Source organism: Actinopolyspora biskrensis (assembly GCF_013408175.1).
GTDB classification, from domain to species: Bacteria; Actinomycetota; Actinomycetes; order Mycobacteriales; family Pseudonocardiaceae; genus Actinopolyspora; species Actinopolyspora biskrensis.
In genome coordinates, this window is sequence record NZ_JACBYW010000005.1 from 50,325 (window position 1) to 64,056 (window position 13,732).

11 protein-coding genes are annotated in these 13,732 nt (G+C 69.4%); 9 read left to right on the plus strand and 2 right to left on the minus strand.

Annotated features, from left to right (window positions below; translation table 11 throughout):
• Nucleotides 1-80: 80 nt before the first annotated feature.
• Nucleotides 81-806: a MerR family transcriptional regulator gene (locus tag FHR84_RS13680; RefSeq protein ID WP_179535913.1), complete on the minus strand. Its 726-nt coding sequence runs from the start codon at nt 804-806 to the stop codon at nt 81-83.
• Between the two features lie 95 nt (nt 807-901).
• Between FHR84_RS13680 and FHR84_RS13685 the strand changes: the two genes are divergently transcribed.
• The 4 genes from FHR84_RS13685 to FHR84_RS13700 all read left to right on the plus strand — a co-directional run bounded on the left by FHR84_RS13685 (nt 902) and on the right by FHR84_RS13700 (nt 5,423).
• The gene (locus tag FHR84_RS13685) at nt 902-2,101 is read left to right on the plus strand and encodes a CoA transferase (RefSeq protein WP_179535914.1); all 1,200 of its coding nucleotides are present in this window, start codon (nt 902-904) and stop codon (nt 2,099-2,101) included.
• A gap of 5 nt (nt 2,102-2,106) precedes the next feature.
• On the plus strand, nt 2,107-3,255 hold the full coding sequence (locus FHR84_RS13690; protein ID WP_179535915.1) for an acyl-CoA dehydrogenase family protein: 1,149 nt from the start codon (nt 2,107-2,109) through the stop codon (nt 3,253-3,255).
• Between the two features lie 132 nt (nt 3,256-3,387).
• The gene (locus FHR84_RS13695; protein WP_179535916.1) at nt 3,388-4,539 is read left to right on the plus strand and encodes an alkaline phosphatase family protein; all 1,152 of its coding nucleotides are present in this window, start codon (nt 3,388-3,390) and stop codon (nt 4,537-4,539) included.
• Nucleotides 4,536-5,423 (plus strand): oxygenase MpaB family protein, encoded by an 888-nt coding sequence (locus FHR84_RS13700; RefSeq protein ID WP_179535917.1) that lies wholly within the window; start codon nt 4,536-4,538, stop codon nt 5,421-5,423. The genes FHR84_RS13695 and FHR84_RS13700 overlap by 4 nt, the downstream gene beginning before the upstream one ends.
• An 83-nt stretch (nt 5,424-5,506) precedes the next feature.
• Here FHR84_RS13700 and FHR84_RS13705 read toward each other — a convergent pair whose 3' ends face one another.
• On the minus strand, nt 5,507-5,860 hold the full coding sequence (locus FHR84_RS13705; protein WP_179535918.1) for a hypothetical protein: 354 nt from the start codon (nt 5,858-5,860) through the stop codon (nt 5,507-5,509).
• Between the two features lie 379 nt (nt 5,861-6,239).
• Between FHR84_RS13705 and FHR84_RS13710 the strand changes: the two genes are divergently transcribed.
• The 5 genes from FHR84_RS13710 (at nt 6,240) to FHR84_RS13730 (ending at nt 13,649) form a co-directional block, all read left to right on the plus strand.
• Nucleotides 6,240-7,742, plus strand: a complete 1,503-nt coding sequence (locus FHR84_RS13710) for an FAD-linked oxidase C-terminal domain-containing protein (RefSeq protein WP_179535919.1) — start codon at nt 6,240-6,242, stop codon at nt 7,740-7,742.
• Nucleotides 7,742-9,028, plus strand: coding sequence for an FAD-binding oxidoreductase (locus tag FHR84_RS13715; protein WP_179535920.1), 1,287 nt, complete (start codon nt 7,742-7,744; stop codon nt 9,026-9,028). Before FHR84_RS13710 ends, FHR84_RS13715 begins: the two co-directional genes overlap by 1 nt.
• Nucleotides 9,028-10,407, plus strand: a complete 1,380-nt coding sequence (locus FHR84_RS13720; protein ID WP_179535921.1) for a (Fe-S)-binding protein — start codon at nt 9,028-9,030, stop codon at nt 10,405-10,407. Before FHR84_RS13715 ends, FHR84_RS13720 begins: the two co-directional genes overlap by 1 nt.
• 192 nt (nt 10,408-10,599) lie before the next feature.
• The gene (locus FHR84_RS13725) at nt 10,600-12,210 is read left to right on the plus strand and encodes a lactate permease LctP family transporter (protein WP_179535922.1); all 1,611 of its coding nucleotides are present in this window, start codon (nt 10,600-10,602) and stop codon (nt 12,208-12,210) included.
• A gap of 221 nt (nt 12,211-12,431) precedes the next feature.
• Nucleotides 12,432-13,649, plus strand: coding sequence for an acetyl-CoA C-acetyltransferase (locus FHR84_RS13730; protein WP_179535923.1), 1,218 nt, complete (start codon nt 12,432-12,434; stop codon nt 13,647-13,649).
• The last annotated feature ends 83 nt before the right edge of the window (nt 13,650-13,732 follow it).

Here is a 13,732-nt window from a genome sequence, read left to right on the forward strand (position 1 = left end):
ACAGCGAGTTCGCATGCTGTGCAACAGGAATCAGCCAGTCGCCCGGTCCGCATCAGCTCACCTTTTCGAGGGTTGGTTGATCACGTGTGGTTGCGGATCACTTCGTTGACCGCGCGCTGGAAGCCGTTGACCAGCACCTGGATGGTCAGCGGGCGCAGCTGGTCGGCTGTCGCGCGCACCCGCTCGCGCTCCGCCTCCGGGCGTCCCCGCTCCACGTACGGGCGCAGCACGTTGGCAGCGAAGAGCTCGCGGAGCTCCCCGGCCATCTGGGCGGTGTGCTGCTCGACGATGTCCTTGGCCCGCAGCAGCATGTCCGAGGGCAGTTCGAGCTCCGTTATCCGCAGACCGACGTTCAGCATGGAGGTGTTGGTCAGGAGGAACTCCTCGGCGTCCTCCTCGGTGCCGCGCTCCAGGACGCCGAGTGTCAGCAGCTGCTCGATCTCCTGGTCGTTCAGCGTGCGGCCGGCGCGGCGGTCCAGCTCGTGCCGGCCGATCCGCTCCGCCTGGTCGCTGGTCCACGGAGCCAGCAGCGCCCGTTGCAGCGCGAGCTCCTCGGGAGGTGCGTCCTCCGGGATGCGCTCGAGGTGTCGTTCTATCGCGGTCAGCGTGAAGCCGAGGTTCTGCAACTCGCGGATGAGGTCCAGCCGCGCCAGGTGATCAGCTCCGTACAGCCCCACCCGGCCGCGCAGCCGCGGCGGGGGGAGCAGACCGCGTGACGCGTAGAAGCGAACCGTTCGCACGGTTACTCCCGATCTGGAGGCCAGCTCGTCGATCGTGAGTTCTTCGTCGTCTGCTGTTCGGAGCATGTCCCGCAGGGTACTACTTGACCAATGTGACACCAGCAATGTAACACTAACTCCGTCAAAATGAGGGCGGTCACGGTCGAGCGGAGGAAGGTGTCGTGGTGCAGCGCTCGGATGACGGATCTCCCGGCGAGCCGGGGGAACGGACCGGAGGGACCGGCCCCCTGGCCGGGGTGCGGGTCGTCGAAGTCGCGGGAATGGGACCCGCTCCGTTCTGCGCCATGCTGCTGGCCGATCTGGGGGCCGACGTCGTCCGGGTGGAACGCCCGACCAACCCGGGCGGCAAGCAGGACCTGCTCAACCGGGGCAAGCGCTCGGTGCTCGTCGACCTCAAGCACGAGCGTGGCCCGGAAGCCCTGCTCGCGCTGGCCGAGCGAGCCGACGTCCTGCTGGAGGGGTTCCGCCCGGGGGTGGCGGAACGGCTGGGTGTCGGGCCCGAGGAGTGCTTCGAACGCAACCCCGAGCTGATCTACGGCCGGATGACCGGATGGGGCCAGGACGGGCCGCTGGCGGACACGGCGGGCCACGACGTGGACTACATCGCGCTCAGCGGCGCCCTGCACGCGAGCGGAGAGGCCGGCGGACCGCCGCGGTTCCCGGTGAACCTGCTGGGCGACTTCGGCGGAGGGGCGATGTACCTGGCCGTGGGAGTGCTCGCCGCGCTGCTGCGGGGCCGTGCCGGTGGCGGTGGTCAGGTCGTGGACGCTTCCATAGTGGATGGTTCGGCGCACCTGAGCACCATGCTCTACGGCATGCTCGCCAGCGGAGGCTGGAGCACCGAGCGCGGAACCAACCTGCTGGACGGCGGGGCCCCCTTCTACGACGTCTACGCCACCTCCGACGGGGAGCACATGGCCGTCGGAGCCCTGGAACCGCAGTTCTACGCGGAGCTGCTCGAAGGCCTCGGGCTGTCGGGGACGCTGCCCGACCGGGACGACCCGTCCAACTGGCCCGAGATCCGCCGCCGGCTCGCCGAGGCCTTCGCGGGAGGAACGAAGCGGCACTGGACCGAGGTCTTCGACGGTTCCGACGCGTGCGTCACCCCGGTCCTGTCGATGGCCGAAGCACCCGAGCACCCGCACGTGCGCGCACGGCGGACGCTCGTGGAGAACGACGGGGTGGTGCAGCCCGCCGCCGCGCCACGGTTCTCCGGAACACCCAGTCCCGACCCCCGACCCGTACCGGACGCGGGAGCGCACACCGCCGAGGTGCTCGGTGAGTGGCACGTCGCCGAGCGCGACGTCCTGCTGCGGTCCGGTGCCCTACACGGCGAGCTTGTCCGGCGAGAGGACGTGTGAGACAGATGCGCAGGGAAATATTCGACGAGGACCACGAGGCCTTCCGGCAGACCTGCCGTACCTTCATAGCCAGGGAGCTGGTTCCGCACCTGCAGGAGTGGGAAGAAGCGGGAGTGGTCAGCAAGGAGGCCTGGCGCAAGGCGGGCGCGCAGGGGCTGCTCGGCACCGCGATCGAGGAGCGCTTCGGCGGCGGCGGCGTCGACGACTTCCGGTTCAACGTCGTGCTGGACGAGGAGCTGATCGCGGCCGGGGTGACCGGTTTCGGTGCTCCGGTGCACAACGACATCAACGTGCCGTACCTGACGAAGCTGGCCACCGAGGAGCAGAAGCAGCGCTGGCTCCCGCACTTCTGCACCGGCGAGACCGTGACGGCCATCGCGATGACCGAGCCGGAGGCGGGCAGTGACCTGCAGGGCATCCGGACCACCGCCGTGCGCGACGGTGACGAGTACGTGATCAACGGTCAGAAGACGTTCATCAGCAACGGGATCAACGCCGACCTGGTCATCGTGGTGGCCCGGACCGATCCGGATCCGTCCTCGGGGCACGAGGGCATCAGCCTCCTGGTGGTCGAGAGCGACGCGCCCGGTTTCGAGCGCGGGCGCAACCTGGAGAAGATCGGGCAGAAGTCGCAGGACACCGCCGAGTTGTTCTTCAACGACGTCCGCGTTCCCGCGCGGAACCTGCTCGGCGAGGAGGGGCAGGGCTTCGTCTACCTGATGCAGAACCTGCCGCAGGAGCGCCTGTCCATCGCGGTCGCCTCCGCGGCCGGGGCCGCCAAGGCGCTGGAGCTGACGAAGGAGTACTGCAAGGAACGCACCGCCTTCGGCAGGCCGATCGGCAAGTTCCAGAACACCAGGTTCGAGCTCGCCGAGATCGCCACCGAGGTCGAGATCGGGCAGGTTTTCGCCGACCGTTGCATCACCGAGCACGTTCGCGGTGAACTGAGCATCGAGCACGCGGCCATGGCCAAGTGGTGGCTGACCGAGATGAACAAGCGCGTGGTGGACAGGTGCCTCCAGCTGCACGGAGGATACGGTTACATGCTCGAGTACCCGATCGCGAAGGCTTTCCTGGACACCCGGGTACAGACCATCTACGGCGGCACCACGGAGATAATGAAGGAGATCGTGGGCAGGCAACTGGGCTTCTAGTGAAAGGTCGTGTCGACTCGGTTCGCGTAGCCGCTCGGGTGGTGTGCTTCGGCGCCGCAGGCGTCGAAGGACGAGCTCGGACAACCGGATGGACACACCCAACAAAGCATTACCGATCAGGAGGTTCGCGAGATGGACTGGGTCGTCGCCCCCGGTGATGCCGAATGGCGCTTGTCCGAGGTGCTCCCCTCGGCGCTGGGGGCGATGGGAGTCGCAGGCTTCACCGACACGGTCGGGCTTCCCGAGTGTTCGAGTGCGGCGGTGCTGCTGGTGGACGGACTCGGCTGGCGGCTGCTGCGCGAGCACGCTTCGGACGCGCCCCTGCTGAACTCGCTGGACACGGGCAGACCCGGGGCCGCGGGCTTTCCCACCACCACGGCCACGAGCATCAGCTCGCTGGGGACGGGTACCTGCTCCGGGGAGCACGGTGTGGTCGGCTACTCCTTCGCCGAACCCGGCGGCGGTCTGTTCCGCCCGCTTTCCTGGTCCAAAAAGGATGAAGCAGGGCGCGGGCAGAGCATGTTGGAGGAATGGCCCCCGGAACAGGCCCAGCCTGCCGAACCAGTGCTGGAGCGCGCGACCGCTTCCGGTGTGGACGCGCGGCTTGTCGTGCCGGCCGAGTTCGAGGGAACCGGTCTGACGCGGGCGGCGCTGCGCGGTGGCTCGCTCCGGGGAACCCGCGCGCTGGGGGACCTGGCGTCCGAGGTGGTCGAGTCTCTCCGGCGGAAGTCCCCGGTGCTGTGCTACGGCTACCACGGACAGCTGGACATGCTGGGACACGTACACGGTCCGGGCTCGCTGCCCTGGAGGATGCAGCTGCGCCAGGTGGACACGTTGGTGCGTTCGATCGTCGAGAACCTGCCGGGCGAGACCGCGCTGCTCGTCGTCGCCGATCACGGCATGGTCGGGGTGGATCCTGAACTGTCCCCCGACGTCGACGCCGACCCGGCCCTGCGGGAGGGCGTGCGGCTGATCGGCGGGGAAGCCCGCGCCAGGCACGTCTACACCGAGCCGGGGGCCGCCGAGGACGTGCTCGCCGCGTGGCGGGAGCGGCTGGGTGCGGACGCGCTCGTGGTCAGCGCCGCGGAGGCGATCGAGGCCGGTTGGTTCGGGAACACGTTGAGCGGCGCGGCGCGGGAGCGGATGGGCGACGTCATCGCGCTGGCGCGGCGCAACGGGGTGATCCGTTCGGTCACCGAGCCGAACGAGTCCGCCCTTCGAGGCCAGCACGGTTCGTTGACGGCGGAGGAGCAGTACATTCCCATGTTGCTGGCACAGGGGTGAGAGCGTTGTCCGAGTCCGATGTCGTGGAGCCGTGGTTCGACCCGCTGGCGAGATACTCCCGGTTGCGGCTGATCCGCAGGCTGGACCCGGAAAGTGAACACACGCTGATCTACCGGATATCGGCGGGTCTGGAGTTCCCCTGGGACTACACGCGGGCGTTGGAGCTGGCGCTGTTCCGGACCTTCTGCGTGCCGAGCATCTCGGAACTGCTGCAGCGCACCGGGGAGTTCGCCCACAGGACCCAGAAGCGCTACGACGACACCTCGGTGCTGATGGAGGAGATCAGCAGGCACGGCTACGACTCGCAGCGTGGCAAGCAGGCGCTGCGCAAGATCAACCGGATGCACGGGCGCTACGACATCGGCAACGACGACATGCTCTACGTGCTGTCCACTTTCATCTACGAGCCGATCCGCTGGATCGACGCCTACGGCTGGCGGCGGCTGAGCGAGCACGAGCGCCTCGCGGCCTACCACCACTACCGGCGGATCGGTGCGCGGATGGGGATCCACTCGATTCCCGGTTACACGGAGTTCGAGCGGTTCAACCGGGAGTACGAGGCCGAGCACTTCGTGTTCGCCGAGAGCAACCGGGCGGTCGGTCGGGACAACCTGGACCTGGTGTGCGGGTGGTTCCCGCGTCCGCTGCGTCGTGTGGTTTCCCGCGGTGTCATCGCCGGGTTGGAACCGGAGATGCGCAGGTCCTTCGGGTTCGCGGAACCGCGGAGCTGGGAGACGCGGGCCGTTTCCACCGCCCTCCGCCTGCGCGGCGGGGCCGAGCGGTTACTGCCCGCGCGCCGGGTCAGCAGGCTCGGACGTGGCAAGAAGCGCAGCTACCCGAACGGGTACCACCTGGACGAGCTGGGAGTGCTCAGCAGCGGGTGACCGTCGGAGCTCACCGACGTCTTCAGCCGGGTCGACCCGGTGCGGTGCGTTCGGTGCCCGCGGTGCCGAAACGCGCCGCCCGATCAGCTCGCGAGGAGATTGAGCGGTGTGGTGATCAGGAACGCCACACCGAGCACGACGAGGACGGTCCGCACCGTCCCCCCGGCCAGCGCGCCCAACCGGCCGCGGGGGCGCGTGCGGTGCTTGCGGGCGAGGAACAGGCTGATCAGAAACAGCACGTCGGAAACCCAGGTGAGCACGATCAGGGCTTTGAACACCGGTTTCCAGGTAGCGCTGCCCTCTCCGTAGGGCAGGTCCAGCTCCAACATGATCGCCCCGGCCACCACGCAGAGCGCGAAGACGGTTCCCGTGATGACGCTGGCCGGCACGGAGGGGCCGGAGCGTCTTCTCGGTTCGTTCGTCGCGGGCGTCGCCATGCTGTCTCCTCGTCCGGGGACTGTTGCTCGGGCAGGGGAGCCGCGGCGGGAGTCCGCGGGACCCCGGGAGAGCGTTGCGCCGACCGGGCCGACGAATTCCGGACAGGAGCCGCTCGCGCACTCGGTACGGCGGAAGCCGCTCGGCCGAGTCCGCGTTCCCCGACGGCCCGCTCTCGAAGCCGTCCGGCACGTGCCGGAACGTTTCCGTGGAGCCCACCGAGATTCCAGCAGCGACCCAGTTCGGACGTGATCGTACTCGGTTCGGGGCTCTTGCACGGCCGAATTCGACGATCTCTTGTATCCAAGTTGTATCCAACCTATGATCCACGTTACATCGCCTGGTTCGTTCAGCGGTGAAGGCGAGGTGAGGAGCAGGACCATGGAGTCCACCGAACCGGCGCCGCCCACGCGGGAGGGCGCGAGCGCCGACCTCGACGGATGCGTCGAACTGCTGGGGAAACTGCTTCCCGAGGAATCGCTGATCACGGATCGGCAACGCGTGCGGACCTACGAGTGCGACGGGCTGGCCAGCTACCGCACGGTGCCCGCGGCCGTGGTGCTGCCGGAGAACGCCGAACAGGTTCGCTCCGCGGTGGCGGCCTGCTCCGAGCACGGGGTTCCCTTCGTCGCGCGCGGCTCGGGAACCGGACTGTCCGCCGGGGCGCTCCCCCGGTCCGACGGCGTGCTCATCGTGACCTCGAAGATGCGCCGGATCCTGGAACTGGACATCGCCAACGAACGCGCCGTCGTGGAACCGGGGGTGGTCAACCTCGATGTCACGAAGGCCGCCGCTCCCCACGGCTACTACTTCGCCCCGGACCCCTCCAGCCAGCAGGTCTGCTCGGTGGGCGGCAACGTCGCCGAGAACTCCGGAGGGGCGCACTGCCTGAAGTACGGGTTCACCACCAACCACGTCCTGGCCGCGCAGGTGGTCACCGCCGACGGTGAGCTCGTCGAACTGGGCGGAGCGGCCCACGACGCACCCGGTTACGACCTGCTCGGTTCGTTCATCGGCAGCGAGGGCACCCTCGGTGTGGTCACCTCGATCACCGTGCGGCTGCTCCGCTCCCCGGAGAGCGTGCGCACCCTGCTCGCCGGGTTCCCCTCCACGGACGAGGCGGGCGCGGCCGTCTCGGCGATGATAGCCGCCGGAGTCACCCCGGCCGCCGTCGAGATGATGGACGCCCTGTCCATCACCGCGGCCGAACAGGCCGTTCGGTGCGGATACCCGGAAGGCGCCGGCGCCGTGCTCGTCGTCGAGCTGGACGGGCCGCGCCCCGAGGTGGAGCGGACGTTCACCGAGGTGTGGCAGCACTGCGACGAACACGGGGCGTTCGAGATCAGAACGGCCGCTGACGAAACCGAACGCGCGCTGATCTGGAAGGGACGCAAGTCGGCCTTCGCCGCGGTCGGCCGCATCAGCCGCGACTACATCGTCCAGGACGGCGTGATCCCCCGTACCGCGCTGCCCGAGGTGCTGCGGCGCATCGCTGAGCTGTCCGCGGAGTCGGGAGTGCGGGTCGCCAACGTCTTCCACGCGGGTGACGGCAACCTGCACCCGCTGGTGCTGTTCGACGGTTCGGAGCCCGGCGCCGCGGAACGCGCCGAAGAGGTCTCCGGAGCGATCCTGGAGCTGTGCGTGGAACAGGGCGGTTCGATCACGGGCGAACACGGCGTCGGAGCCGACAAGGTCCGCTACATGGGCCGAATGTTCACCGCCGAGGACCTGGACGTCATGCAGTGCGTGCGCTGTGCTTTCGACCCCGCCGGGTTGTGCAACCCGGGCAAGGTCTTCCCCACGCCGCGGCTGTGCGGCGAGGCGCCGGGGCGGCGGCGAGGAGTGCATCCACTGACCGAAGCGGGATTGGCCGAACAGTTCTGATGAGCACAGCTGCTGAGGAAACCGCCCTGAACGCCCTGTGCGGGGCTCTCGGGGACGAGTGGGTCACCGAGTCCTCCGAGGCGGACCGGGTCGGCGCCAGGCGTCCGAAGTGGGTGGTCCACGCGGACGGGACCGAACGGGCCTCGGCGGCGCTGCGCATCGCCGCCGAGCACGGGATGAGCGTGGTGCCTCGGGGCGGCGGCAGCAAACTCGACCGCGGCGAGTCGCCCGAACGAGTGGACCTGTTGCTCGACCTCTCAGCGGCCGACGAGGTCGTCGAGCACGCCGCGGGTGATCTCGTGGTGCGCGCCGAGGCGGGAGCACCGCTGCGGGAGGTGCAGCGCACCGTCGCCGCGGCCGGGCAGCAGTTGTCCGTCGAGGACCCGCACCCCGCGGCGACCCTCGGAGGGGTCATCGCCACCCGCTCCGCGGGACCGTGCCGCCACCTGCACGGCGGTGTGCGCGACCTGATCATCGGGATCACCGTGGTCTGCGCCGACGGAACGGTGGCGAGCTCGGGCGGAAAGGTCGTCAAGAACGTGGCAGGCTACGACCTGGGCAAACTGTTCACCGGGTCCTACGGGACGCTCGGCGTCGTCACCGAGGCGATATTCCGGCTGCACCCCCTGGCGGAAGAGCGCCGCTGGGTCGCGGTGACCCTTCCCGACCCGAGAGCCGCGGCCGAGGCCGCTCGGCTGCTCCGCATCTCCCGGGCGATGCCCACCGCCGTCGAGCTGGACCGTCCGGCGGGGCGGGCCCCGATCACCGTGTGCGCCGAGCTGGAGGGGCGTTCCGGGGTCACCCGTGAACGGGCCGCGGAGCTGGCGAGCTCGCTGGGCGAGGAGCTCGGACAGACGTGCGAGGTGAGCGGGACCGCCCCCGAGTGGTGGGGACGGCTCCCCGGGGAACCGGGTACGGGCACGGGAATCCGGATGGCGAGCAGGCCGGCCGATCTCGCGGAGCTGCTCGAAGGGGCCGGGCGGGTCGAGGACGAAACCGGTGTGGAGCTCCAGCTCCGGGGGGCGGCCGGACTCGGGGTGCTCGACGGCTGGGTCCCCGACGGCTCGCCCGACGAGTCCGTGGCCGCGCTCGTCGAGGGGGTCCGCGCACGAGCGGCGGCGCTCGACGGCTACACGACCGTGTCCCGGGCCCCGGAGAACGTGAAACGGCTCGTCGACGTGTGGGGACCGGTTCCGTCCGGAGCGCTCGCGCTGATGCGCCGCACCAAGGACCAGTTCGACCCCGAGCGCCGTCTCGCACCGGGACGGTTCGTTGGAGGGCTGTGATGACCGACCGAACACCCGAACCGGAATCCGCTCGGCAGGAACGACAACCGGTTCCCCCCACGGAGGCCGCGGCGAACCCGGACGGGGCCTTCGACGCGTTCAACCCGCCGCAGCGGGAGCTGATCGACGACTGCGTGCACTGTGGGTTCTGCCTGCCCTCCTGCCCCACGTACGAACTCTGGGGCGAGGAGATGGACTCGCCGCGCGGGCGCATCCACCTGATGGAGTCCGGCCTGGACGGTGAACCCCTCTCGGGGAGCATGGTCGAGCACTTCGACAACTGCCTCGGCTGCATGGCCTGCGTGACGGCCTGCCCGTCCGGGGTGCAGTACGGACCGCTGATCAACAGGACCAGGGCGCAGGTCGAGCGCAATCACCGCCGCGAACCGGGCCAGCGCTGGCTGCGCCGGCTGATCTTCGGGCTGTTCCCCTACAAGCGCAGGCTGAGCGCGCTGCGGCTGCCGCTCGCGCTGTACCAGCGGCTCCGGATCGACGCGCTGCTGCGCCGGTCCGGGTTGTTCGCCAAGATGCCCGCCCACCTGCGGGCCATGGAGTCGTTGGTTCCACCCGTCCGGCGCGCGTCCCGGTTGCCCGCCCGCGTCCCAGCCAGGGGGAGGCGCAGGGCCGTGGTCGGCATGCTCACCGGGTGCGTGCAGCACGCCTTCTTCCCCGACGTCAACAACGCCACCGCGCGAGTCCTGGCCGCCGAGGGGTGCGAGGTGGTGGTTCCGGAGAAGCAGGGCTGCTGCGGAGCGCTCAGCGAGCACTCCGGCCGCGAGCGGGAGGCCGTGGAGTTCGCGAAGAGGACGGTGGAGGCCTTCGACTCCGCCGGGGTCGACTACGTGGTGATCAATTCGGCCGGCTGCGGATCCACGTTGAAGGAGTACCCGCGGCTGCTCGCCGACGAACCGCGGTACGCCGCTGCCGCCGAACGGCTGTCCGCCAGGGTGCGCGACGTCGCGGAGCTGCTGGTCGAACTCGGACCGTCCGCGCGGCTCAACCCGCTGAACCTGACGGTCGCCTACCACGACGCCTGCCACCTGAGTCACGGTCAGGGAATACGGACACAGCCGCGCGAGCTGTTGCGCGGGATCCCCGGGCTGGAACTGCGCGAGATCAACCGCGGGGAGATCTGCTGCGGCTCCGCCGGGGTGTACAACCTGCTGCAGCCGAGGGCCGCGGCAGAGTTGGGCGACCTGAAGGCGCGGAACGTGCGGGACACCGGGGCCGATCTGCTCGTGACGGCCAACCCGGGGTGCTCGATGCAGATTCGCACCGCGCTGCGCGGGCGAGGAGCGGACCTGCCCGTCGCCCACACAGTTCAGATTCTCGACGCCGCCGTGCGCGGAGAAAGAGCGGAATCCCTGCTGAACCGCTGATGAGGATTCCTTTGATGAGGGTTCCTTTCCCGGCCGTCGTAGGTGCTCGCTGAGCGGAACCTCTCGCGGTCACTCACCCCGGCAGCGTGGATGTCTCGGATCCGCGGAGCCGAAGAAAAACCCCGCACCGCCATGCAGCACATTCCGCAGGTTCTCCGACTGGAATTTTTCCCCGGATCCTTGGAGGGATTCGTGTACCAGCAAACCCTCGATCCGCTCTTCGGATCGCTCGGTTGGAGTGCGTTGGTCGCGGCCTTACCGCTCCTCGTCCTGTTCGCGCTGCTGGGAATTTTCCGCGTGACGGCGTGGAAGGCCTCGCTGATCGCTCTCGCGGTGGCACTGGCGGTTTCGGTCGGAGCGTACGGAATGCCGCCGGGGCAGGCTCTGATGTCCGTTTCGCTCGGTGCGGCCTTCGGATTCTTCCCGATCCTGTGGATCGTCATAAACGCCATCTGGATCTACAACATGACCGTGGTCACCGGTGACTTCGAGGTGCTGCAGCGGTCTTTCGCCAGGGTCAGCGCCGACAGGCGGATCCAGGCCGTGATCATCGCCTTCTGCTTCGGGGCGTTGCTGGAGGCGTTGGCCGGTTTCGGGACCCCGGTGGCGATCACCACGGTCATGCTGCTCTCACTGGGCTTCCGGGCGTTGACGGCGGCCGTGGTCGCGCTGGTCGCCAACACGGCGCCGGTCGCCTACGGCGCCCTCGCGGCCCCGATCGTGACGCTGTCCAGTGTGACCGGACTTCCAATGTCCGAACTCGGGGCCGTGACGGGAAGGCAGACCCCGCTGCTGGCCGTGGTCGTGCCACTGGTGCTGGTGGGGATCATCGACGGGTGGCGCGGGATGCGCCAGACCCTGCCCGCCACGCTGGTCTGCGGCACCACCTTCGCGCTCGCGCAGTTCCTGTCCGCGAACTTCGTCTCGGTGCCGTTGACCGACATAATCGCCGCTCTGGTCTCGGCGGGGGCCACCGTGCTGCTGCTGCGCTGGTGGTCACCCGTGCACACCGCTAACGAGCGCGAGGTGGCCGAGGCCCCCGGAGCGGCCCGCACGGCCGACGGCGGGGGCACCGTGCTGCGAGCCTACGCGCCGTACCTGATCATAATCGCGGTCTTCGTCCTCGCGCAGCTCCGCCCGGTCGCCGACGCCCTGGACGCGGTGACCGTCTCCTTCCGCTGGCCGGGGCTGGAGGTGCTCGACCCCTCGGGGCAGCCCCTCGCGCTCGTCGAGTACGACTTCGCCTGGCTCTCCGGGGCGGGCTCGCTGCTGCTGATCGCGGGAGCGCTCACCACTCCGGTGCTGGGGATCGGCACCCGTACGGCCGCGACCCGGTACCTGGCCACTTACGCGCAGCTCAAGTGGCCGATCGTGACGGTGATGTCGGTGCTGGCCATCGCCTACGTCATGAACACTTCGGGGCAGACGGCCACGCTGGGCAACTGGATGGCGGCCGCGGGCGGCCTGTTCGCGTTGATCTCGCCGGTGCTCGGCTGGCTGGGCGTCGCGGTGACGGGTTCGGACACCTCCTCCAACTCGCTGTTCGGTGCCCTGCAGGTGACGGCGGCGAACAAAGCGGGGATCGACCCGGTGCTCGCCGCGGCCGCCAACGGTTCCGGCGGCGTGCTCGGCAAGATGATCTCGCCGCAGAATCTGGCCATCGCCGCGGGAGCGGTGGGGATGACCGGCGGGGAAGGCGACATCTTCCGCAGGGTGCTGCCGTGGAGCCTCGGGTTCCTGGCCGTGATGTGCCTGCTGGTTTATCTGCAGTCCACCCCGGTGCTGAGCTGGATGCTGCTGTGAACATCCGGCGGTTCGGCTGTCGCGGGCGGTGCCGACCGCGCAGGTGGTGGTTTCGGCTCCGCCCGCGCCGGAAGAAGAACCCGCGGCGGTGCGAGTAGCCCGGGGAGGCGCCGGACTCACCTGCCGAGGGCGACACCCTCGCGAGCGTTCTCCATTGACTGTGACAGTGTTGGTGTCACACTCTTCATGGAGGACCGCCGCAACGAGGAGGCACCCCACACATGTCCGAGGCGTTTGTCTACGATGCGATCCGCACCCCGCGCGGTCGCGGCAAGAAAACCGGTGCGCTGTACGGGACGAAACCCATCAGCCTCGTGGTCGGGCTCGTGGAGGAGCTGCGTCGCCGCCACCCGAACATGGATCCGGAGGTGCTCGACGATCTGGTGCTCGGAGTCGTCACCCCGGTGGGTGATCAGGGTGGCGACATAGCCAAGTCGGCCGCGCTCGCCGCGGGGCTGCCGGAAACGGTGAGCGGTGTCCAGCTCAACCGCTTCTGCGCCTCCGGGCTGGAAGCCGTGAACACCGCCGCCCAGAAGGTGCGCTCCGGCTGGGAGGACGCCGTGCTGGCGGGCGGGGTCGAGTCCATGTCCCGCATCCCGCTGGGCACCGACGGCGGAGCCTGGGCCATGGACCCCGAGACCAATCTCGACACCTCCTTCGTCCCGCAGGGGATCGGGGCCGACCTGATCGCGACCCTCGAGGGCTTCGACAGGGAGAAGGTGGACGCCTTCGCCGCGGAGTCCCAGACCCGCGCCGCCAAGGCCTGGGCGGACGGCCGCTTCTCCGAATCGGTCGTGCCGGTCACCGACCGCAACGGGATGACGGTGCTGGACCGCGACGAGCACGTGCGTCCGAGCACGACGGCCGAAGGGCTCGCCGGGCTGGAGCCCTCCTTCGCCGGGATCGGCGACATGGGCGGCTTCGACGCCGTCACGCTGCAGAAGTACCACTGGGTGGAGCGGATCGACCACGTGCACACCCCGGGCAACTCCTCGGGCATCGTCGACGGTGCCGCGCTCACGCTGGTCGGGGGCAGGCAGTTCGGCGAACGGAGCGGAATGCGCCCACGGGCGCGGATCGTCTCCGCCGCGCTGAGCGGGGCGGACCCGACGATCATGCTGACCGGCCCGGGACCCGCCGTGCGCAAGGCGCTGGGCAAGGCCGAACTGGACATCGGGGACATCGACCTCGTCGAGATCAACGAGGCCTTCGCGGCGGTGCCGCTGAAGTTCATGAAGGACTTCGGAGTCCCGCATGAGAAGGTCAACGTCAACGGCGGGGCGATCGCGATGGGCCACCCTCTCGGCGCCACGGGAGCGATGATCCTCGGCACGCTGGTCGACGAGCTCGAACGCCGCGGTCAGCGCTACGGACTGGCCACCCTGTGCATCGGGGGTGGCATGGGAATCGCCACGATCGTCGAACGAGTCACCGAGTGACGACCCCACGCCGGTGACCCCACGGTCACCGCCGCCCCGTCACGAGCACCAGCAGCCCCGCCCGATTCGCGCGCCGATTCCCG